23 protein-coding genes are annotated in these 20,023 nt (G+C 67.3%); 4 read left to right on the forward strand and 19 right to left on the reverse strand.

What is annotated here, in order from left to right:
* Positions 1-17: 17 nt before the first annotated feature.
* Genes DWA33_RS12110 through DWA33_RS12125 form a run of 4 tightly spaced genes read right to left on the reverse strand, consistent with a single transcriptional unit; the run spans position 18 to position 3,287 of the window.
* Positions 18-443, reverse strand: coding sequence for a DoxX family protein (locus DWA33_RS12110; RefSeq protein ID WP_114358348.1), 426 nt, complete (start codon positions 441-443; stop codon positions 18-20).
* Position 444: 1 nt separating this feature from the next.
* Positions 445-2,325, reverse strand: a complete 1,881-nt coding sequence (locus tag DWA33_RS12115) for an amidohydrolase (RefSeq protein ID WP_114358349.1) — start codon at positions 2,323-2,325, stop codon at positions 445-447.
* A complete protein-coding gene (locus DWA33_RS12120; protein ID WP_114358350.1) occupies positions 2,322-2,612 on the reverse strand; it encodes a XapX domain-containing protein in 291 nt (96 codons plus the stop codon). Before DWA33_RS12120 ends, DWA33_RS12115 begins: the two co-directional genes overlap by 4 nt.
* A gap of 24 nt (positions 2,613-2,636) precedes the next feature.
* Positions 2,637-3,287, reverse strand: a complete 651-nt coding sequence (locus DWA33_RS12125; RefSeq protein WP_012495662.1) for a hydrolase — start codon at positions 3,285-3,287, stop codon at positions 2,637-2,639.
* A 320-nt stretch (positions 3,288-3,607) separates the two neighbouring features.
* Between DWA33_RS12125 and DWA33_RS12130 the strand changes: the two genes are divergently transcribed.
* Positions 3,608-5,278 (forward strand): MFS transporter, encoded by a 1,671-nt coding sequence (locus tag DWA33_RS12130; RefSeq protein WP_114358351.1) that lies wholly within the window; start codon positions 3,608-3,610, stop codon positions 5,276-5,278.
* A gap of 36 nt (positions 5,279-5,314) precedes the next feature.
* Here the strand turns inward: DWA33_RS12130 and DWA33_RS12135 are convergent, their stop codons facing one another.
* The gene (locus DWA33_RS12135) at positions 5,315-5,641 is read right to left on the reverse strand and encodes a nuclear transport factor 2 family protein (RefSeq protein WP_114358352.1); all 327 of its coding nucleotides are present in this window, start codon (positions 5,639-5,641) and stop codon (positions 5,315-5,317) included.
* A 154-nt stretch (positions 5,642-5,795) separates the two neighbouring features.
* Between DWA33_RS12135 and DWA33_RS12140 the strand changes: the two genes are divergently transcribed.
* Complete coding sequence (locus DWA33_RS12140) at positions 5,796-6,737, forward strand: LysR family transcriptional regulator (protein WP_114358353.1); 942 nt, start codon at positions 5,796-5,798, stop codon at positions 6,735-6,737.
* A gap of 242 nt (positions 6,738-6,979) precedes the next feature.
* On the opposite strand, the gene DWA33_RS12145 is transcribed toward DWA33_RS12140, so the two are convergent.
* The 8 genes from DWA33_RS12145 to DWA33_RS12175 form a co-directional block, all read right to left on the reverse strand.
* The gene (locus DWA33_RS12145; protein WP_114358354.1) at positions 6,980-9,181 is read right to left on the reverse strand and encodes a xanthine dehydrogenase family protein molybdopterin-binding subunit; all 2,202 of its coding nucleotides are present in this window, start codon (positions 9,179-9,181) and stop codon (positions 6,980-6,982) included.
* Positions 9,178-10,158: an FAD binding domain-containing protein gene (locus DWA33_RS12150; RefSeq protein WP_114358355.1), complete on the reverse strand. Its 981-nt coding sequence runs from the start codon at positions 10,156-10,158 to the stop codon at positions 9,178-9,180. Before DWA33_RS12150 ends, DWA33_RS12145 begins: the two co-directional genes overlap by 4 nt.
* On the reverse strand, positions 10,155-10,667 hold the full coding sequence (locus DWA33_RS25340) for a 2Fe-2S iron-sulfur cluster-binding protein (protein WP_114358356.1): 513 nt from the start codon (positions 10,665-10,667) through the stop codon (positions 10,155-10,157). Before DWA33_RS25340 ends, DWA33_RS12150 begins: the two co-directional genes overlap by 4 nt.
* 217 nt (positions 10,668-10,884) lie before the next feature.
* Positions 10,885-12,273, reverse strand: coding sequence for an NAD(P)/FAD-dependent oxidoreductase (locus tag DWA33_RS12160; RefSeq protein WP_347337893.1), 1,389 nt, complete (start codon positions 12,271-12,273; stop codon positions 10,885-10,887).
* Between the two features lie 4 nt (positions 12,274-12,277).
* On the reverse strand, positions 12,278-12,742 hold the full coding sequence (locus DWA33_RS25435) for a hypothetical protein (RefSeq protein ID WP_244601271.1): 465 nt from the start codon (positions 12,740-12,742) through the stop codon (positions 12,278-12,280).
* Positions 12,730-12,909: a hypothetical protein gene (locus DWA33_RS24915; RefSeq protein WP_147270240.1), complete on the reverse strand. Its 180-nt coding sequence runs from the start codon at positions 12,907-12,909 to the stop codon at positions 12,730-12,732. Before DWA33_RS24915 ends, DWA33_RS25435 begins: the two co-directional genes overlap by 13 nt.
* Positions 12,910-12,916: 7 nt before the next feature.
* Positions 12,917-13,099, reverse strand: a complete 183-nt coding sequence (locus DWA33_RS12170) for a hypothetical protein (RefSeq protein WP_114358357.1) — start codon at positions 13,097-13,099, stop codon at positions 12,917-12,919.
* 142 nt (positions 13,100-13,241) lie between these two features.
* Complete coding sequence (locus DWA33_RS12175; RefSeq protein WP_114358358.1) at positions 13,242-13,694, reverse strand: NUDIX hydrolase; 453 nt, start codon at positions 13,692-13,694, stop codon at positions 13,242-13,244.
* A gap of 236 nt (positions 13,695-13,930) precedes the next feature.
* Between DWA33_RS12175 and DWA33_RS12180 the strand changes: the two genes are divergently transcribed.
* Complete coding sequence (locus tag DWA33_RS12180; RefSeq protein WP_114358359.1) at positions 13,931-14,221, forward strand: hypothetical protein; 291 nt, start codon at positions 13,931-13,933, stop codon at positions 14,219-14,221.
* 35 nt (positions 14,222-14,256) lie between these two features.
* Here the strand turns inward: DWA33_RS12180 and DWA33_RS12185 are convergent, their stop codons facing one another.
* From DWA33_RS12185 to DWA33_RS12200, 6 genes are all read right to left on the reverse strand, one after another.
* Entirely contained in the window at positions 14,257-14,463 is a 207-nt protein-coding gene (locus DWA33_RS12185) for a hypothetical protein (RefSeq protein ID WP_114358360.1), read from the reverse strand.
* 334 nt (positions 14,464-14,797) lie between these two features.
* Positions 14,798-14,956 carry a hypothetical protein gene (locus DWA33_RS25205; protein WP_167443197.1) on the reverse strand — a complete coding sequence of 53 codons (159 nt, stop codon included), beginning with the start codon at positions 14,954-14,956 and terminating at the stop codon, positions 14,798-14,800.
* Positions 14,928-15,431, reverse strand: coding sequence for a DUF2243 domain-containing protein (locus DWA33_RS12190; protein ID WP_114358361.1), 504 nt, complete (start codon positions 15,429-15,431; stop codon positions 14,928-14,930). The genes DWA33_RS25205 and DWA33_RS12190 overlap by 29 nt, the downstream gene beginning before the upstream one ends.
* A 121-nt stretch (positions 15,432-15,552) precedes the next feature.
* The gene (locus DWA33_RS12195; RefSeq protein WP_244601272.1) at positions 15,553-18,678 is read right to left on the reverse strand and encodes a helicase-related protein; all 3,126 of its coding nucleotides are present in this window, start codon (positions 18,676-18,678) and stop codon (positions 15,553-15,555) included.
* Positions 18,679-18,858: 180 nt separating this feature from the next.
* Entirely contained in the window at positions 18,859-19,029 is a 171-nt protein-coding gene (locus DWA33_RS25210; RefSeq protein ID WP_167443198.1) for a hypothetical protein, read from the reverse strand.
* A gap of 90 nt (positions 19,030-19,119) precedes the next feature.
* Complete coding sequence (locus DWA33_RS12200) at positions 19,120-19,446, reverse strand: hypothetical protein (protein WP_114358363.1); 327 nt, start codon at positions 19,444-19,446, stop codon at positions 19,120-19,122.
* A gap of 160 nt (positions 19,447-19,606) precedes the next feature.
* On the opposite strand from DWA33_RS12200, the gene DWA33_RS12205 reads away from it, so the two are divergent.
* A complete protein-coding gene (locus tag DWA33_RS12205) occupies positions 19,607-20,023 on the forward strand; it encodes a hypothetical protein (RefSeq protein WP_147270241.1) in 417 nt (138 codons plus the stop codon).

Here is a 20,023-nt window from a genome sequence, read left to right on the forward strand (position 1 = left end):
AAGTCTCCTCGCCAATATCAGGACGTCGATCGCCGTTGGTCGGACAGCATCGCCACCAGCACGAAGCCGGCGATCAGTCCGAGATGTTCAAAGAAGGCGTTGGCCTGCATCCCACGATCCGCTGCGGGCGCGAACCAGAACGCATTCGCCGTAAGCATCGCCACGAAGGTCAGGACGCCAAGCGCGCCGGCACCAATCCAGACCAGTCGATCGGCGAGCAGCAGGAGCGAGCCACCCAGTTCAACGATGATGGCGAGCGTTGCCCAGAGCCAGCCGGGATGCAGGCCGAACCTCTCCTGCTCGGCCACAGCCCCGGCAAAGTCGATCAGCTTCACCACGCCGCCGAGCAGATAGGCAGACACCAGCGCGAAGCGCGCGGCGTGCCACAGCAGCGGCGACGACAGGATCGTCGCCGCCCACCTCGGCTCGTCAGCCGGCCTCACCTCACACCGCCCAGCAAGCGCAGCCCAACGCGCCCCAGAAGCTCCTGAGATCGGAGACCGGCAGCTTGCTCGACCACGCGGTGGCATGATCGTGGCCATGCAGCGTGCAGCTGTTGGCGCAACCGCATGACGTCATCGCCTGCACCGCGACCTTGCCGGCAGCATTGTCATCGTCGGCCCAGGCGGCGTAGCCGCCGAACCGGCGCACCGGTGACCAGTCCGGCATCGCCGGCGGCGGCGCGCTGTCGTCGAGACCGGCGAACTCGCCGGCGCCATACACCACCTTGCCGCCGACCAACGTCAGCAGCGCTGTCGTATCCGCGATCTCGGCTTCACTGCAGGAGAAGTAATCGCGGTCGGGCACCACGACGTCGGCGAGCTGACCGGCGGCGATGCGCCCCTTGTTGCCTTCCTCGTTCGAGAACCAGGTGACGTTCTCGGTCCACATCCGCAGCGCGGTCTCGCGGTCGAGGCAGTTGCGCTGCGGCGTGATCCGCAAGCCACCGACGGTGCGGCCGGTCACCAGCCAGGATAGCGACACCCACGGATTGTACGACGCAACCCGGGTCGCATCGGTGCCGGCCGAGACCTTGACGCCGCTGTCGAGAATGCGCTTCACCGGCGGGGTCGCCTCCGCGGCGCCGAAGCCGTAGCGCTCGACGAAGTACTCTCCCTGATACGCCATCCGGTGCTGCACGGCGATGCCGCCGCCGAGCGCTGCGATCCGGTCGATCGAGCGGTCCGAAATCGTTTCGGCATGATCGAAGAACCAGTGCAGACCGTCGAGCGGCGTGTCCTGGTTCACCTTCTCGAACACGTCGAGCGCGCGGGAGATCGTCTCGTCGTAGGTCGCGTGCAGACGCCACGGCCATTTGTTCTGCACCAGGATGCGCACCACCTCTTCGAGCTCGCCTTCCATCTCCGGCGGCATGTCGGGGCGCGGCACGCGGAAATCCTCGAAGTCCGCGGCCGAGAACACCAGCATCTCGCCGGCGCCGTTGTGCCGGAAGTAATCGTTGCCCTGCTTGTATTTGGAGGTCTTGGTCCAGTTGAGGAAGTCGTCCTTCTCGCCCTTCGGCTTCTGCGTGAACAGATTGTAGGCGAGCCGGATCGTCAGCAGCCCCTCCTCGTCGAGCTTCTGGATCACTGCGTAATCGTCGGGATAATTCTGGAACCCGCCGCCGGCGTCGATCGCGCCGGTGACACCGAGCCGGTTCAGTTCCCGCATGAAGTGGCGGGTGGAATTGACCTGATAGTCGAACGGCAGCTTCGGGCCCTTCGCCAGCGTCGCATAGAGGATGTTGGCGTTCGGCTTGGCGAGCAGAAGGCCTGTCGGATTGCCGTTGGCATCGCGGGTGATCTCGCCGCCGGGCGGCTCCGGCGTGTCCCTGGTGTAGCCGACAGCGCGCAGCGCCGCGCCGTTGAGGATCGCGCGGTCATAGAGATGCAGCAGAAACACCGGCGTGTCCGGCGCCACCGCGTTGAGTTCGTCGATGGTCGGCAACCGCTTTTCGGCGAACTGATGCTCGGTGAAGCCGCCGACCACGCGCACCCATTGCGGCGGCGGCGTGATCGCGACCTGGCGCTTCAGCATGCCCATCGCATCGGCGAGCGAGCGGACGCCGTCCCAGCGCAGCTCCATGTTGAAGTTCAGGCCGCCGCGGATGATGTGGAGATGGTTGTCGATCAGGCCGGGCAGCACCCGCCGGCCCTTCAGATCGATCACGCGCGTCGACGGACCGGCGAGCGGCAGGACATCGCGATCGTGGCCGACCGCCGTGAACCGCCCGTCCGTGATCGCCACCGCACTGGCGGTCGGGTTGCTCCGGTCCAGCGTCGTGAACAGGCCGCGATGCAGGATGACGTCGGGCGCGTTGCTCATGAGTGCTTCTCCATCTGGTGCGGTTCGGAAGTCGTGGACGCGTCGGCGGCGCGGCGCCCCGGCAGCATGCCGAAGATGTGCGGCGTGCACCTGGCGTCCCGCCACGCCGCGGCGAGGCTGTGGCCGGAGATGATCTGGCGCGCCACCGGCACGATCTGCTCGCCGGCCAGAATGCCGAGCAGCCCGATCAGCGCCACCAGCGGCGGCGCGGGCGAGCGCACGTTGAGCAGGCTGTAGATGACGCCGACCAACAGGCCGGCACCGAGCGACAGCAGATACACTTTCATCGTGCTCTCCCCGCGCCGGCCAGATCAAGCGGCCTTGGTGCCGCCCTCGGAGGCGTGTTCGCCGAGCGCCCACTTGGAGAAGCGGATCTGGATGCCGTAGGGCGAGTGCGCCCGCAGGATGTCCATCATGCCCTCATAGGTCTCCGAGCGCGCCCAGTCCTGCTGCAGTTCGAACGCGTACTGGCAGGAAGTGATCGGCACTGCGCCGGCCTGGATCGCCCGCTCCATCGAACGGTTGTGCGCTTCCATCGACAGGTCGCCGCAGGCATCGGCCGGGATGTAGATCTCGTAGCCTTCCTTCAGCATGTCGAGCGTCGGGAACATCACGCAGGCTTCGGTCCACAGCCCGGCGATCACGAATTTCTTGCGGCCGGTGGCGGCCACCGCCTTGCGGAAGTTCGGATCAAGCCACGAGTTCATCGAGGTGCGGTCGATGATGTCGAGGTTCGGAAACAGCTCGGTGACTTCCGGCATGAACGGGCCGGAGAACGAATCCTTGGCCACCGTGGTCAGCACCGTCGGAATCTTGAACAGCTTCGCCGCTTTGGCGAGGATCTGGATGTTGTTGAACACCACCAGACGGTCGTGCGACTGCACGCCCTGATACATCGCCGGCTGATAATCGATCAGCGCGATCGCGCTGTTCTCGGGCGTGAGCATATCCAGTTTCGACATCGGAACTCTCCGGGTTGGGGCTGAGGCCACTGCGCCCGATCATGCCCTGCCCGCCGCTCGCTTCGCTTGGACGAACCCGTCGCCGATTGCACGAACGTGCGGTCAGTGCGTGGACGGATCATCGCAGGTCGGCAGCGGGGGCCGCGCGATCGCCCGCCACGGCGGACGTCGGCGGGTTTGCGGAATTCCGGCGGGTCCGGCGCGTCGTTGGGCTCAAACGTTCAAACGGCGGCAAAGCGCTGCAATCCTGGCGGCGCGATCTCCGCCTAGTCTCCTGACCAAAGTTGTCCCCTTGCGGATGCAGCCGAGCGAGACTCCGGATGAGCAATGCTGAAGGCGAGCCGCCCGTGGCTGCGCCGCCGCGGCCGTCGGCCTGGACCGCGTTTCGTCACACTGCATTCGCGGTGATGTGGACCGCGACCGTGGTCGCCAATACCGGCACCTGGATGTACAATGCCGCCTCCAGCTGGCTGATGACCAACCTCGAGGCGGATGCGTTCACGGTGTCGCTGGTGCAGGTCGCCTCCAGCCTGCCGATGTTCCTGTTTGCGATTCCCGCGGGCGCGCTCTCCGACATCGTCGACAAGCGCCGCTTCCTGATCCTGATCGAAATCGTCCTGACCGTGTTCGCCGTCGCCAGTGCGGCGCTGGTCGGGCTCGGCCGCATGAACCCGGTGTTGCTGCTGCTGTTCACCTTCCTGCTCGGCGCCGGTGCGGCGTTTGCCGCGCCGGCCTGGCAGTCGATCGTTCCGCTGCTGGTGCCGAAGCCGGATCTCGGCTCGGCGGTGACCAGCAACGGCGTCGGGGTCAACGTCAGTCGCGCGATCGGACCGGCGCTCGGCGGCGTCGTGATCGGCATCATCGGCATCGCCGCCCCGTTCTGGATCAACGCGCTGAGCAATTTCGCGGTGATCGGCGCACTGCTGTGGTGGCGGCCTCCGGCGGCGCGTAGCAGCTCGCTGCCGCCCGAGCGCCTGTTCGGCGCGATCGTGATCGGCTTCCGCCACGCGCGTTACAATCTCGAGCTGCGCGCCACCCTGATCCGCGCGGTCGCGTTCTTCTTCTTCGCGAGCGCCTATTGGGCGCTGCTGCCGCTGGTGGCACGGTCGCGCATCGCCGGCGGTCCGGAACTCTACGGCATCCTACTCGGCGCGATCGGCCTCGGTGCGATCGGCGGCGCCTTTGCCCTTCCCTGGATCAAGGCCCGGCTCGGGCCGGATCGCGTGGTCGCCGCCGGCACGTTCGGCACCGCGATCTCCCTCGTCCTGTTCGGGGCAGTCCAACGAGCCGAACTCGCGGTGCTGGCTTGCGTCATCGCCGGCATGTCGTGGATCGCGGTGCTGGCCAGTCTCAACGTCTCGGTTCAGGTGGCGCTGCCGGATTGGGTGCGCGGCCGCGGACTGGCAATGTTCGTCACCACCTTTTTTGGCGCAATGACCGCCGGCAGCGCGCTGTGGGGCCAGGTGGCATCGATGTTCGGCCTGCCGGCCGCGCATTTCGCCGCCGCCGCGGGCGCCGTTCTCGGGATCGCCGCGACCTGGCGCTGGAAGCTGCGCGGCAGCGCCGACAGCGATCTGTCGCCGTCGATGCACTGGCCCTCACCGGTCCTGACGGTGGAGGCAGATGCCGATCAGGGACCGGTGCTGATCACGGTGGAATACCGGATCGCCGACGCCGAGCGCGACGCCTTCCTGCGCGCGATCCTGCAATTGAGCCGGCAGCGCCGCCGCGATGGCGCCTACGCATGGGACGTGTTCGAGGACGCCGCCAACAAAGGCTGCTTCGTCGAAGTCTTCAAGGTGGCGTCGTGGCTCGAGCATCTGCGGCAGCACCAGCGCGTCACCAACGCCGACCGCGTCGTCCAGGACTCGGTGCGCCGCTTCCACGCGGCGGCCGAGCCGAAGGTCACACATCTGCTGGCGGTGACATTTCCGGACGATGCGCTTCCGAGCCAGGCGAACGACGCCGGAGCGCGTCATTTGCTCCGGTGACGAGCGCGCGGCGCCCTTTCGGCACGAGATCGAAGCTCATGGCGAGATCTCCAGCGAAGCGATCTTGTCGCCATCGATCCGAAACCGATAGCGGAGGTCGACCGGGCTGCCGGGAAAATTGCCCGTGACACGGCACGTCACGATGGTCGTACCGTGGGCGGCTTCCCCCGCGATCGGCTGAACGGTGAAGTCGTACTTCGCCGAACTCTCCGTCAGCCAGCGCGAGATGGCGGCGACGCCGACATAGCTGTGGCCTTCGTCTTTCACCACGGCATCCTGAGTGAACAGATCAGCGATGCCGTCGCTGCGGCGCCCATGGGCGGCAAGATAAGCGGCGATCGGGGGCGGCAGGTCGAGTTGCATGATGTCGGTCCTTTTCGGTGTCTGCGTCGAGCGAGGCGTCGTGGCGTCGCCGGATCGGCGGCCGCCTGGTCGGCGTGACGAGCCTGATCTAGCGATGGACAATCATTCCGGTAAGCACATAGAATGAGGACGACGTGTTGCGAAAATCGGGATAATGCCGCGGGCCTCCCTGCAAGATCTGGAAGCGGTGATCGCCATCGCGCGGCGCGGGTCGTTTCGCGCGGCCGCGCTCGATCTCGGCATCTCGACAACCGCACTCAGCAACGCGATCGGCAAGCTCGAGGCGAGCCTCGGCGTCCGTCTGTTCAACCGGACGACACGCAGCGTGTCACTGACGGACACCGGGCAGCTCTTCGTCGGCCAAACCGGCCCTGCGCTGCAGGACATCAAAGCTGCGATCGATACGGCGAGGTCCCGGCAGGCGACGCCGTCGGGTACCCTGCGGATCAATGCCTTTGCGATGGCCGCGCGGGAGATCCTCTCGCCCCTGATCCTGGAATTTCTCCGCCGATATCCCGACGTGCACATCGATCTGGTCACCGAGGGGCGGCTGGTCGACATCGTCGCCGACGGCTTCGATCTCGGCGTCCGCGTCGCCGACCTCGTGCCCAGCGATATGATCGCAGTGTCGCTCGGCCGGCCACAGCGCTATGCGGTGGTCGGGGCGCCGTCGTATTTCGCGGATCATGGCAAGCCGCTGGTGCCGCCCGATCTGATCAATCATCGCTGCATTCGCGCGCGGCTGCCCAATGGCGCGCTTTTCCGCTGGCCGTTCGAAAAGAACGGCCAGCCGGTGCAGATCGACGTCGATGGGCCGATCACGCTCGACGAAGCGACGCTTGCGCGCGCGGCGGCGCTGGAAGGCATCGGGATCGGAATCTTCATGGAGCAGGACGTCCTCGCCGACATTGATGCCGGACGTCTCGTTCGGGTGCTGGAGGATTGGACGCCGCCCTTCGCCGGGCTGTGCCTCTATTACCCGGGACGCCGGAATCCCTCGGCCGCGATGAAAGCCTTCATCGGTCTCGCTCGCACCTGGGCGGCCGACACGAAGTCCGGTCGCCCGCGCGGCCGGCGCCGTGGCGTGCACAAGTAGGTTGCTGATTTGGCGGCCCCGGCAATCGATCCAGCAGCGGCCCCTCGCCTCGATATCAGAACGGCCTGATAGGTGAGCGCAAGCAGCGAAGCAATGACGGAGCGACATCACAGCGCGACGTCGACAACCCGGGCCGACGTTACGATTGCCATCGAGGCGAACCTCGCACGAACAAAATGGCCGTCGCCGAGCGGCGCATCGCGGCGGGACATGCGACGGTCATCCGCACCACCGCGATGCTGCTATGGTTCGGCCAGTCCGGCGAGGATCTTGTCGGGCGTGATCGGAAAGCTGCGGACCCGTACGCCGCAGGCGTGGTGGATCGCGTTGCAGATCGCACCCGCCGCGCCGCAAATACCGAGTTCGCCGACGCCCTTGGCCTGCAGCGGACTGCCGGCCGGGTCGCGCTCGTCGAGCAGCACCACGTCGAGATGCGGCACGTCGAGATTGACCGGGATGTGGTACTCGGCGAGATCCGGATTGACGAGGTGTCCGTCGCGCTTGTCGAACACCATCTCCTCGGTCAGCGCGCTGCCGATCCCCCACACCATGCCGCCCATGCATTGCGACGTCGCGGTCTTGGCGTTCAGCACGCGGCCGAGCCCGAACGTGCCGTGAAACCGCCGAACCCGCGTCTCGCCCGTATAGGCGTTGACCGCGACTTCCGCGAAGAACGCGCCGTACATCGCCGCAGAGAACGCGTCGGCGATCTTGCCGGCCTTGAAGTGGCCGAGTTGGTCGATCGGCTCGCCGTCGAGCAGCTCGCTGAACGCCACCCGGCGGTTGCCGGTCTCTGCGAAACCGTCCTTGAGCACGAGCTGGTCTTCGGCACAGCCGAGACGGTCCGCCAGTGCGAGGCGGATCGCTTCGCAGGCTTCGAACACCGCCGAGCCGGTCGACGCTGCGCCCCAGCTTCCACCCGAGCCTGCCCCGGGCGGAAACGTCGAGTCGCCGAGCCTGACCTCGACCAGCGCCGGATCGAGCCCGAGCATCTCGGCGGCGATCTGTCCCAGCACCGTGTAGCTGCCGGTGCCGATGTCGGTCATGTCGCTGGCGACCTCGGCGGTGCCGTCGGCCCGCAATGTCACCCGCGCCTGCGCCTCGTTGAGGTTGTGCACGCGCGCCGCGCTGGCGACGCCGGTGCCGATCCACCATTCGCCGTCGCGGCGCTGGCGCGGCTTGCGCTCGCCGGCCTTCCAGCCGAACCGCTCGGCGCCCTGCTTCAGGCATTCGGCCAGCTTGCGCGAACTATACGGAATGTCCTGGCTCGGATGGCGCTCCGGAATGTTGCGCAGCCGCAGCCCGACCGGATCGATGCCGGCGGCATCGGCAAGCTCGTCCATCGCCGCTTCCAGCGCCTGCATGCCGACCGCCTCGCCGGGCGCACGCACCGAGCCCGCCGTCATCAGGTGGATCCGCGCGAGATCGACCCGCAGCAGGCGGTTGTGCCCGGCATAGAGGAATTCGCTCGCCTGGGTCACCGGCTCGGCGAAGCTTTCGCCCGGCAGGTTGGAGACACGGACCTCGTGGCCGAACCCGATCAGCCGGCCTTCGCGGTCGGCCGCGAGCCGCAGCCGCTGCGTCGTCTCCGACCGGCGCATCATGCTCTGAAACACCTGCTGGCGCAGCAGCACGACCCGAACCGGCCGCTTCAGTTCGATCGCCGCGACCGCCGCGGCGACACCTTCGACGCTGATGCCGAGCTTGGAGCCGAACCCGCCGCCGACGTAAGGGGAGATCAGCCGCACCTTGTCGGGCGGCAGACCGAGCGCATCGGCGAGCTCCTTGACGTTGTATTTCAGCATCTGCAGGCTGGAATGCAGCGTCAGGGTGTCGCCGTTCCATTGCGCGATACTGGCGTGCGGCTCCATCGGCGCACTGTTGTGGCACTCGGTGGTGTAAGTGACATCGACCGTATGAGCCGCCTCGCGCATCGCATGGTCGAGGTCGCCCTGCACTGTCGCATCCTGCGGCTCCACCGGCGCGTCGGCGGAATGCTGATCGACGACGGCCCCCTCCTCGGCGCGATATTTCACCTGAAGATGCTTGGCGGCGTCGCGCGCCTGCTCGAAGGTCTCGGCGATCACCACTGCGATCGGCTGCCCCCAATATTCGACCTTGCGGACGTCGCGGACCGGCGACTTGCCGGCCCCGCCCTGCGCCGGCCGCGCCACCATCCGCGCGTCCGAGATCACCGCGATCACGCCGGCCATCGATGTGACCGACGCTTCGTCGATCTCGACAACCTCGCCCTTGCTGATCGTCGCGGTGACGATCACACCTTCGACGCAGCCGTCGACCTTGTACTCGGCCGCATAGGTGGCGGTGCCGGTGGTCTTGGCCGGACCGTCCGGCCGATCCAGCGGTTTCCCGATCACACCCTGCCGCATCGCGTCCAGCCGGTTGCGCTCGTCGGGCTTGTCCATCGTCAAAGAGCGGGTCATGCGGCGGCTCCGGTCGCTTCGCGCAGCACGGCTTTCAGCGTCCGCCGCGCGAGCGGGATCTTGAAATCATTGTCGCCGTAGCCGATCGCGGTCTCGAGCAGCAGGTCTGCGGCTTCGTCGAACAGCGCGTCGGACGGCTTTGCACCGCTGAGCAATTCGTCGATCCTGGGATCGTGCCACGGCTTGTGGGCCAGGCCGCCGAACGCCAGCGACGCCGAGCCGATCGTCTCGCCGTCCATCCGGACCACCGCGGCGATCGACACCAGGGCGAAGGCATAGGACGACCGCTCGCGCACCTTGCGGTAGAGCTGCCTGCCGCCGGCCGGCGCAGGCAGCACCACGGCCGTGATGATGTCGCCGGGCTCCAGCATGTTGTCGTGCTGCGGCGTGTCTCCGGGCAGCCGGTGAAAATCGCGCACCGGAACGTTGCGGGTGCCGCCGCCCGGCCGAGCGATCTCGACGATCGCGTTCAGCGCCGCCAGTGCCACCGCCATGTCGCCCGGATAGGTGGCGATGCACTGCTGGCTGGCGCCGAGGATGGCGTGGATCCGGTTGAAGCCGCCGATCGCCCCGCAGCCGCTGCCGGGCTCGCGTTTGTTGCACGGCGTATCGATGTTGTAGAAGTAGTTGCACCGCGTGCGCTGGCACAGATTGCCGGCAGTGGTCGCCTTGTTGCGAAGCTGGAAGGTGGCGCCGGCCAGGATCGCGCGCGCCAGGACTGGATAGTCGCGGCGGATGCGCAGATCGCCCGCGCAGGCGCTGTTGCTGACCAGCGCGCCGATCCTGAGGCCGTCGCCATCGGCCTCGATGCCGCCGAGCGGCAACCGGTTGATATCGATCAGTTCGCTGGGGGTCTCGACCTCGAGCTTCATCAGGTCGAGCAGATTGGTGCCGCCGGCGATCGGCCGGCCGCCATCGGCCATCAGTTGCGCGGCACGGTCGAGGCCATGCGCGCGGGTGTATTCGAACGGCCTCAACGTCCCGCCTCCTTCACCTCGGTGATCGCATCGACGATGTTGGAATAGGCGCCGCAGCGGCACAGATTGCCGCTCATCCGCTCGCGGATTTCGTCCGCCGTCAGCGTCACGTCGCCAGCAAGATCGTCGGTGACGAAGCTCGGCCAGCCGAGCGCCGCCTCCTCCAGCATGCCCTGGGCCGAGCAGATCTGGCCCGGCGTGCAATAGCCGCATTGGTAGCCGTCGTGACGGACGAACGCCGCCTGCAGCGGATGCATGTCGGTGGGCGAGCCGAGCCCCTCGATGGTGGTGATGCTGTCGCCCTCGTGCATGATCGCCAGCGTCAGGCAGGCGTTGATGCGCTGACCGTTGATCAGCACCGTGCAGGCGCCGCACTGGCCGTGATCGCAACCCTTCTTGGTGCCGGTCAGGTCGCAGTCGCGGCGCAGAAAATCGAGCAGGCTGGTGCGCGGGTCACCCGCGAAACCGAACGGGTGTCCGTTGATGATCAGCGGCATTGGGAACTCCATTCTGGTCACGCCCAACGCGCCGCCATCGGAATGGTTCTAATCTTCCGGGCGGGCCCTGCCGTCCGGTCGTTGGACCAGGGCGCGGTCCGTTCGGTGCCAGCGGCATCACTCGCCGCTCCGAAACCGGGACGGACTGGCCCCCTCGCCTCACTCGCGCCCCATCACGCGCAGGCCACGCACGATCGTTATCGCCGCGGTTCCGCGTCGGGTCCCACGGTCAGGAGATCAAACGTGCGCCGCGCTGGAACGTCAGGTACTCCCATGACCAATTGATCGCGACGGCAACGCGGTTCCGCACGCCGATCAGGAAGTAGACGTGAACGACGCTCCAGAACAGCCAGCCGAGAAACCCGGTAAGGCGCAGACGCCCGATCGAAACCACTGCCGATTTGCGGCCGATGGTGGCGAGATCGCCCTGGTGGCGATAGACGAACACCGGCTGCTCACCCTTCAGTCCCGAAACCTTGCGCGTAATCAGCTCGCCGACGAAGCGTCCCATCTGCTTTGCGGCCGGCGCCAGGCCGGGCACCGGCCGCCCTTCACTCCTGGCCGCAGCGATGTCGCCGATCGCGAAGATGTTGGGATGCGGCGGCACCCGCAGCTGCGCGTCCACCAGCAATCGTCCAGCGCGATCCGCTTGCGCCCCGAGCCAGTTCGCCGCCGGCGTCGCCCGCACGCCAGCCGCCCACAACACGCAGCACGAGTCGATGCGGCGACCGTCCGCCAGCACCACGCCGTCGTCCGAACATCGTGCGACCGACGCGCGGGTCAACACCTCGACCCCCATGCGCTGCAGCGCGCCTTCCGTATAGCGCGACAGATCCGCCGCGAATGCCGAGAGCAGTCGTTCGCCGGCTTCGACCAAGACGACCTTCGCGGTCCGAGGGTTGATGTGGCGAAAATCGCGCGCGAGCACGTTTTGCGCAATCTCGGCAATCGAGCCGGCGAGTTCGACGCCGGTCGGACCGCCGCCGACGATGACGAAGGTCATGCTCGTCTGACGGGCCGCCGGGTCGGCCGTGCGTTCCGCGCGCTCGAAACAACCGAGGATCCGCGCCCGGATGCGGGTCGCGTCTTCGATGGTCTTCAGCCCCGCCGCGTACTGTGCCCATTCCGGGTGATTGAAATACGAGCTGGTGACTCCGGTGGCGATGACGAGTTCGTCGAACGGGATATTCAATCCATCCGTCGTCGTCACGACCTGCCCTCCGGTATCGACCCGATCGACCTCCGCCATGATCACGGTGACGTTCTTCTGCGCGGAGAAGATCGATCGGATCGGCCACGCCACGTCTGCTGGCGACAGCGCCGCGGTCGCCACTTGGTAGAGCAGCGGCTGAAAGCAATGGTGGTTCTTCCTGTCCATCAGGGTCACATCGATCTCGCAGCCCGCCAAGGCATGCACCACTTCGAGCCCGCCGAAGCCTCCGCCGATCACCACCACCGACCGCCGCCGCATCTGCGCCGCGCCCTCGGACGGATTCACGAGCTGCGGCTCGCGACGAGGCGTCGTCACGTCGGCGGCCGGACGGCGCGGATGCGCGCCCGGCCCTCGCGGATCAGGTGCTGGGCGGGCTTTGGCCGTCGTCTCCTCGCTCCGGTTCATCGCGTTACGACCGACGTTCGCTGCTACCGGCCTGGGTCGGTGACCAGGCCGGAGGATCGCTGCACGGAAACGACTCGTCGGAGGTTTCCGCGACCACGTCCCACGCGGACTCCGGATCTGCCATCGCCTCCGGGCCGGCGCTGCGACCATTGCCCGGCGAGCTGCCTTCGCTCTCCAGTCCTCCGCGAAGCGCCGCATGTGTTCGAGCGAGGTCGCGTTTCGCAGTCATTTTGGCCCTTTCAAATCGGGTGATGCCCATTGCGGCGATCGGCCCGATGCCGCCAGCGAAATGGCACGTGTGACGTGCGTCGCTGCTGCCGCGGTGTCTCTGGTAATCGGCGGCGCGAGCCACCGTTCCTACAGGCAGGCCGACGCGAGCGATGAAGGCGATCGGTTGCCGCGTGTTGCGCGAAGTGGTGCGCGTCGCCGATGCTGCAACCTCGACGGCGGCGAACCTCACTGCATCCACGCCAGGCTCTGCGACGGGAGAAGCTGGGTTGCCGCGATGATGATGGCGATGACGCCGGCGAATACGGCGCTCCGCCAGCTCCACACCAGGTGCAGCAGCATCAGCGCCAGCAGCGTCCACGGCAATGCCGCGATGATGTCGGGCAACATCGAAGCGACGCTGCTCACGCCGCACTCACCAGTGACGACCTTGCGCCGACCGCAGTGACCGCCACTCCCGCATCCAGCGCTGCAGAAGAAGGACGAAGCAGACGAGTCCGATCACCAGCGCGATCGTCCACGTCATCGCGTCGGTGTATCCGATCCCCATCAGCCAGAACGACGCGGACGCCCAGAGCGAAACGGTGAAGAACAGCATCGGCACCTCACAAGCTGCATCGGTGGCAGTCGATCGTCCGGCTGACGCGATACGGACATCGATCGTTTCAAGCCAACCTTGCGGCTGCGGGCACGTTCCTAATCTCCGGAGGCGGACAGGCGGCGTGCTGCTCCGCCGGCCGTCACGACGCTTCGACCTCGCCACAGGAGATCCGGCGGCGCTGCGTTTGCTGCGTCTTGATCAAGGTGCGGATCGCTCGCTTCAATCCGCGCTTGCGCACCATCGTGGCGGCGATCGATGCGTCGACCCATTGGCGCTGCCGCTGCAATCGCTCGGGCCAGTTATCGAATTCGCCGTGCACGCGAAACGGAAACAGATCGACCGTGCACCGGATCGGCTGGCCGCGCTTCACGCGCTTGTTGGTGAACCGGCCGACCGGGATCATCGCCGCCTCGCCATGCAAGCCGGCCTCCTCCATCGCCTCGATCTCGGCGGTCTTGTGCGGCGGGTGGTGTTTGATCGGCCAGCCTTTCGGCACCGACCAGCGCCCCTTGGTGCGCGTGGTCACCAGCAGCACCTCCGTGCCGCGCGACGTGACGCGAAACGGAATAACGCCGTACTGCCTAGCCTTCATGCGGAACCATCCTCCAGAGCGCGAAGAACGCCGCTGCGATATCGAGGTTCCTATCCCGAGGGTTGCCGGCGCTAGGAACCGTGGCGAAGCTGGCGGCTTGCCTCGTGCGACAAAGGCCGATTCAGACTCAGCCGTCTCCTCCTGGAGCCTTCCGGATCCGCCAAGCGGCGACGTCAAGTCGGGCACCGGACGGAACGACGACGACCCACGTCCAATCGACAGAGAAACGAGGCGACATGACCGAGGTGCGCAACGTCGATCAGCTCCGCGCCGAGATCGACGCAGGCCGAGCCGGCGACAAGATGCCGTGGCCCGATCCGGCAGCGGCGCCGCTCGGCACCGACGACGAAGCCGGCGGCGCCTCCCCGAGCCGTCAACAGGTCGCCGATGCCCATCGCCAGGAGGCGAGCCGCGGCGTGACCTCGTCCGATCCGGCCGGCCGCGGCCCTGGTCAGGCGTGGTGGATCATCGGGCTGACCATCATCATCGGTGCGGCGATCGCCACCGCACCGTATCTGCTGCTGTAACGCACGACCGATACGGGGCGCGCGAGCCGCCTCGATCAGCCGCTCGGAGATTCGGTGGCCTGATCGGACTCGGGAAACATTCCGCTGCCGGGCGTTTTGGTCTCGTCGGTCAGGCCGGGCGTCGCATGCGGGCCGGCGGGATTGCGCTCGGCGGGCTTGGTCGTGCCCTGATCGCGATCATCGCGCGGCTCGGTGCCGCGTGGCGTCGAGCGGTTTTCTGCATCGCGTGTTCGATCGGTCAAGCTGTGTTCCTCATGCGGGCAACGGAGTTCGCGCCGTGTCTGTCAATCGCGGGCGGCAATCGAACGTTCCCGACCAGCTCCGAACGGTCGCTTCGGGCGACAGACTAGGAACATTTGGCGCGGTGAAGCGTCATCGCCGCGACAGAAGATCAGCGATGATCCTTCTCGGCCGGCCGCGGGCACTTCATCGGCGCCCGTCGCCGCTGCTGCCGACGGCCTCCCTCGCGAGGCGCTTCCAGATTCACGGATGTACTGAACTGGGAGACACGACCCGCTCAATCCACCGGATTGAGCGGGTTCTGTCGGCCTGCGGCACCGTCCGCGCCGGCACAGCTCAGAAACAGCGCAATTGCAGCAGGTCGTCGATGCTGAAACCGAACACCGCGAGGCGCCAGGCCGGCGCCGTCGCCAGCACGGCCAGGACGGCGAAGCCGGCATAGATCAGCGTGGTTCGCAGCGGCGCGCTAGCGCGGCCCCGAGACGATCGCCGCATCGGACGCCCCTTCACTTCGGGTGATCCACCAGCCGGTGATCACCATCGCCGCGCCCCACACCAGGAAGCCGATGTCCCAATAGATCCGCTGCGGTTCGGGCACCGTCTCGTTGACGCGGTGAACGGCGAGAAGCTGGTGATCGATGGTGCCCTCGACGAGATTGAACAGCCCCCAGCCGATCAGCAACAGGCCGATGAAGCGCCGGCTCGACCACGCCCAGCGCCGCCGCTGCGCTGCTCGCCACGAAATGAACAGGCCGCCGACGATGAACAGGTAGGTGAGGCTGTGAAAGATCCCGTCCCAGGTGGTGTTCAGCTTCAGGTTGTCGATGGTGTCGATCGGATACCAGGTACTGAGCATGTGATGCCATTGCAGCAACTGATGCAGCACGATGCCGTCGAAAAAACCGCCGAGGCCGAGCCCGAACAGAATCCCCGCCGAGGCAGGAAACGGAGGTGGAGCAGCATCAGCCATCGGCAATTCCCCTCGCAGCTCGCCAGCACGGCCGCAAGCAACGGCTGCCGCGACCACCGGCCCGCGACAAGCGCAAGCGCGAGCCAAGGCGAAGGTTCCAATCGAAGCCGCCGATGAGGTCTCAGACGTTCGCCTGTTGCAGAGCGTCGACGAGCTGTCTCACCGCCACCAGCCGCTTCGCAGAGTCGAGGCTCCGCTTCAGCAGCAGGCGTCCGTCGTGCCGGACAACGCCCCGCGGTAGCTCCGACAGCGACACGTCGCTGCGCAGCGTCACGGCGATCCCGTTGGGGCCCGCGTCGATCCGTGCGATGCCGAGATCGCGGCACGCTTGGTTCAGGTCCGCCAGCACCAGCAGGCGATCGGCTTGCGGCGGGGCCGGACCAAATCGAGCGATCACCTCGTCCTCGAGTTCCTCGACCTCCGCCGCCGTCTCCGCGTGAGCGAGACGCGCGTACAGGTCGAGCCGTGTCGCTTCGTCGGGGACATAGTCGGACGGCAACAGCGCCTCGAGGTCGAGATGCAACTCGGGCGCCCAGAAATCGTCGAGACGCTTTGGCCGTCCACGCATCGCCTGCGCCAGCAGATGATGATACAGTGCCGCGCCGAACACCTGGACGTGGCCGGCCTGCTGCTCCGACAGCAGATCGCCGGCACCGCGCAGATCGAGATCGCGCGCACTGATCTGAAACCCTGCGCCCGGCCTGCCGAATTCCCTCAGCGCCTCGATCCGCGCCTGGGCGGCCTCGCCGGCCTCGTCGCTGAGCAGATGCGCATAGGCCCGCGTGCCGCCGCGCCCGACGCGGCCGCGGAGCTGGTGCAGTTGCGCCAAGCCGAAGCGTTCGGGCTCGCAGATCACGATGGTGTTGGCGCGGGGAATGTCGAGGCCGTTCTCGATGATGTTGGTGGCGAGCAGGATGTCGGCCTCCCCGGCCATGAACCGCATCATGCAGTCGTCGATGTCGGCGGCCGGCATCCGGCCGTGCAGCGTCAGCACCCGCAACTCCGGCACGTTGCTGCGCAGTCGCTCCTGCATCGGCGCAAGATCCTTGATACGCGGACAGATCACGAAGCTCTGCCCGCGCCTTCGGTGTTCGCGCCGCAGCGCCATCGTCAGCGTCGAATCCGTCAGCGTCGCAACGGAAGTGACGACCGGGACGCGCTGCACCGGCGGGGTGGCGATGACACTGATGTCGCGCAGTCCCGCCAGCGCTCCGGCCAGCGTTCGTGGAATCGGCGTGGCACTCATCGTCAGGCTATGGACGCCGTCGCGGAGCGCGGCGAGCTTGGCCTTCTCGGCCGCGCCGAAATGCTGTTCTTCGTCGATGATCACCAGCCCGAGATCGGCGAAGTGAACGCCCTTGGCGGTCAGAGCCTGCGTGCCAATGACGATCGCCAGCGAGCCGTCGCGCAATTGCTGCTTGATCTGGCGCGCCTCGGCCGCGGAGGTCAATCGCGACAGCTGTCCCACGCGGGCGCCGAGCGGCGCGAACCGCTTCTGAAACGTGACGACGTGCTGCCGCGCCAGCACCGTGGTTGGGACCACGAGCGCCACCTGCCTGCCGGACAGCACGGTGGCGGCCGCTGCGCGCAACGCGACTTCGGTCTTGCCGAACCCGACGTCACCGCAGACGATGCGGTCCATCGGATGTCCCGAGGCGAGATCGCGCAGCACGTCTTCGACCGCGTCGATCTGATCGGGCGTCGGAAAGTACGGAAACTGCGCGACGAACCGCTCGTAATCCGCGCCCGGCGGGCTGATCTTCGGGGCCGGCGTGGCGCGCCGGGCGCCGACGGCCTCGGCCATCGTCCGCGCCACTCGCTCGACCTCGCGTTCGGCATCATCCTTGCGCATTGTCCAGGACGAGCCATCCGCGTCGTCCAGTTTGAGCCCGCTGGGGTCGTTCGCATACGGCCAGATCAGGCCCAGGTCGGCGACCGGACACAACGCCGTCTGGTCACCCGCGAACCGCAACCTGATCATCTCGGAAGCCGGCGTGCCCGGCGACGAGACCTGCTCCAGTCCTTCGAGCACCGCCAGACCGCGCCGCAAATGCACCACCGCGCCGCCCAGCACCGGCCTTGCAACAAGTTCGCCCGTCGCCGTCCGCCGCGCCATCGGTTGAAGATGGTGCGCGCGGCTGCCCAGCACCTCGGTCGCGCTGACCACCACCCGCGCCGGCGTCGTCGCCAACCGGAAGCCGGCGTCGAGATCGGCCAGCACGGATGCGATCGCGTCGTTGGTCGCCCCCACGGCTCGCCGCCACTCCAGCCGCTGCGTAGTTTCGCCGGCAAGCCGCTCCATGCGCGCCAGATCCGGCGCCGTCGCCGCAGTGAAGATGATGCTCGTTCCCTGGTCGCGGCTGTCCGCGATGAAGCGGCGCAATGCCGAGCGCGGTGAGCGCGCCTGCGAAAAATCCGGCACTGCTTCGAGCTCCGCATCAGCCGGCAGCTCGGTGATCCCAGCGGTCGCCGCGTCCCACTCGCCGCGGCTGACGAAATCGGCTCGGCTTTCTTCATCTGCATCGCTGCGTTCGATCGCCGCCAGTTGCGCGTCCGCGCGTCGCGCAACGCCGGCGTCGGCGATCAGGCCGGTGCCACGAAGGCAGGCGAAGATACTTGCAGCCTGGGGCCCGTCCTCGGCCGACGCGAGCACACCGCGCTCCGACATCGGATCGATCACCACCTCGTCCAGCGCGACGCCTTCGCTCGAACTGCCGGGATCGAACGACCGGATCCCGCTGACGATGCCGTCACCGAGTTCGATCCGGATCGGCGCGAGCGCACCGGCCGGATAGATCTCGATCGTTTGACCGTGAAACAGCGCGCCTCCCGGGTAGTCGGCGGGCTCGTCGAGCTCGTAGCCGAGGCTTTGCAGCCGCTCGGCGAACGCGTTCGGTTCGAAGGCCTGGCCGATCTCGATGCGGAGGGTCGCACGCGCCCACGCCTGGGGTGCGGGAACGCGGGGCAGCAGCGCATCGACGGTCGTGATCAGCAGCGGCGGATCGGTATGTTCGGCCAGGCGGCGTAGCACATGGCTGCGCCGGCCCGCGATCTCCCGTGACGGCTCGAGCTGTTCGAACGGCAAGGTGTCGAAGCGCGGCAGCACCAGCACACCGCAACGCGGATCGAATGTGTGCAGGATTGCACCGAGCCGCTCTGCGCGAGCCTCGTCGCGGGCGACGAACACGACACCGTGCGGTCGAGCTCTGCGGCGCAGCTTCAGCAGATGCAGGGCCAGCAACCCCAACGGCGCGGCCGACGAAATCTGCTGCTTTGCGCGGCGCGAAGCCGCGACAGGCTTGGACGCGCCGGGTCGCTGTGCATGGCCATCGCCCGTCGATGACTTCGGCGTCCTCGGTGGCCGCGACGCGACCTGCCCGCTCTGGCGGCGCATCCTCGTCGAACGTCTCAACACAGCATGCCGATGCTAACCGCCTTTGGTGCGGTCCGGCGGCGGCGGAGGCGTGATGACGCGGTCGGTGTTCCGATCAGTATCGTCGACCGGCGCGTCATCCGATCGCGGCGGCAGGTGATGCCCGGCCCCGCCGCTGTCGCGCGGCTTGGTCTGATCTCGTTCGGTCTTTCGCTGCTCCGCCATCACCGATCCTCCACGCCTCCTTAAGCGAGCGGTGCAGCGCTTGGTTCCCGACGCGAACGCTCGAACTTTTCGTTGCAACAACGCCGTCCGTCACGAACCGCGGGCGGGCCGGCGCGGCTGCAGCTCCGTGATGCCTGAAAGTACGAGGGCCGCAACGCCGATGGCGACGCTGATCTTGCCCAGCGCCGCGGACCATAGCGCGACGCCGATGACGAGCATGACGACGCCGAACACCACATCCAGCGCCAGGTGCCAGGGCATCGGCAGGAGGCGCAGGGCGCCCCATTCGTAGTCGGTGATCAGGCTGTAGACGATCCCGGTACAGCCGAGCGCCACGAAGACCCAGCGGATCGCTCCCTGTTCGCCGGCCGCGAACGGCAGCGTCAGCACCAGCAGCGACACCAGGTAATCGATCACTCCGTGAAATCGGGTCGGGACGACGCGCACCGGGATTCTCCATCATGAACAGGCGAAGAACCGAACCCGTTCGACGACGTTCCATGGAGCCCGGGTGTCTCGCATTGGAACGCTCGGCAATCGGCCCCGTTGGCGAGTGAACCTGATGGAGACCGCGCCGATGACGTCTGCCTCTCTGCAAATGACGCCGAGCGAATCCCGCCGACTGGCGCGGTTCCTCGGATGGGTGTCACTCGGTCTCGGCGCAGCGGAAATTGCGGCGCCACGGCGTCTCGCCCGCGCGCTCGGCATGGAAGGCCGCGAGCCTCTGCTGCAGCTCTATGGCGCGCGTGAAATCGCTTCCGGGGTGGCGATTCTCAGCACCGAATCCGCCTCGTCGGTCTGGAGTCGCGTCGGCGGCGATGCGCTCGACATCGGCACGCTGGCGCTGCAGCTCCGCCGCGACAATCCGAAGCGAGGCAACGTGGCGCTCGCACTCGCCGCCGTCGGCGGCATCACCATGCTGGACTGGGCCTGCGCACAGGCGCTGACGACGACCGACCGACGTCGCAACGGCCACGCGGCGGAGCGCGTCTAG

Origin of the sequence: Rhodopseudomonas pentothenatexigens, from assembly GCF_900218015.1 — a bacterium.
Classification (GTDB): Bacteria; Pseudomonadota; Alphaproteobacteria; order Rhizobiales; family Xanthobacteraceae; genus Rhodopseudomonas; species Rhodopseudomonas pentothenatexigens.

Excerpts from the sequence above, each read along its gene's own strand:
- DWA33_RS12115 (WP_114358349.1), bottom strand. The coding sequence starts at position 2,325 with ATGAGCAACGCGCCCGACGTCATCCTGCATCGCGGCCTGTTCACGACG.
- DWA33_RS12120 (WP_114358350.1), bottom strand. The coding sequence starts at position 2,612 with ATGAAAGTGTATCTGCTGTCGCTCGGTGCCGGCCTGTTGGTCGGCGTC.
- DWA33_RS12125 (WP_012495662.1), bottom strand. The coding sequence starts at position 3,287 with ATGTCGAAACTGGATATGCTCACGCCCGAGAACAGCGCGATCGCGCTG.
- DWA33_RS12130 (WP_114358351.1), top strand. The coding sequence starts at position 3,608 with ATGAGCAATGCTGAAGGCGAGCCGCCCGTGGCTGCGCCGCCGCGGCCG.
- DWA33_RS12135 (WP_114358352.1), bottom strand. The coding sequence starts at position 5,641 with ATGCAACTCGACCTGCCGCCCCCGATCGCCGCTTATCTTGCCGCCCAT.
- DWA33_RS12140 (WP_114358353.1), top strand. The coding sequence starts at position 5,796 with ATGCCGCGGGCCTCCCTGCAAGATCTGGAAGCGGTGATCGCCATCGCG.
- DWA33_RS12145 (WP_114358354.1), bottom strand. The coding sequence starts at position 9,181 with ATGACCCGCTCTTTGACGATGGACAAGCCCGACGAGCGCAACCGGCTG.
- DWA33_RS25340 (WP_114358356.1), bottom strand. The coding sequence starts at position 10,667 with ATGGAGTTCCCAATGCCGCTGATCATCAACGGACACCCGTTCGGTTTC.
- DWA33_RS12160 (WP_347337893.1), bottom strand. The coding sequence starts at position 12,273 with ATGAACCGGAGCGAGGAGACGACGGCCAAAGCCCGCCCAGCACCTGAT.
- DWA33_RS12170 (WP_114358357.1), bottom strand. The coding sequence starts at position 13,099 with ATGCTGTTCTTCACCGTTTCGCTCTGGGCGTCCGCGTCGTTCTGGCTG.
- DWA33_RS12175 (WP_114358358.1), bottom strand. The coding sequence starts at position 13,694 with ATGAAGGCTAGGCAGTACGGCGTTATTCCGTTTCGCGTCACGTCGCGC.
- DWA33_RS12180 (WP_114358359.1), top strand. The coding sequence starts at position 13,931 with ATGACCGAGGTGCGCAACGTCGATCAGCTCCGCGCCGAGATCGACGCA.
- DWA33_RS25205 (WP_167443197.1), bottom strand. The coding sequence starts at position 14,956 with ATGCGGCGATCGTCTCGGGGCCGCGCTAGCGCGCCGCTGCGAACCACG.
- DWA33_RS12190 (WP_114358361.1), bottom strand. The coding sequence starts at position 15,431 with ATGGCTGATGCTGCTCCACCTCCGTTTCCTGCCTCGGCGGGGATTCTG.
- DWA33_RS25210 (WP_167443198.1), bottom strand. The coding sequence starts at position 19,029 with ATGGCGGAGCAGCGAAAGACCGAACGAGATCAGACCAAGCCGCGCGAC.
- DWA33_RS12205 (WP_147270241.1), top strand. The coding sequence starts at position 19,607 with ATGACGTCTGCCTCTCTGCAAATGACGCCGAGCGAATCCCGCCGACTG.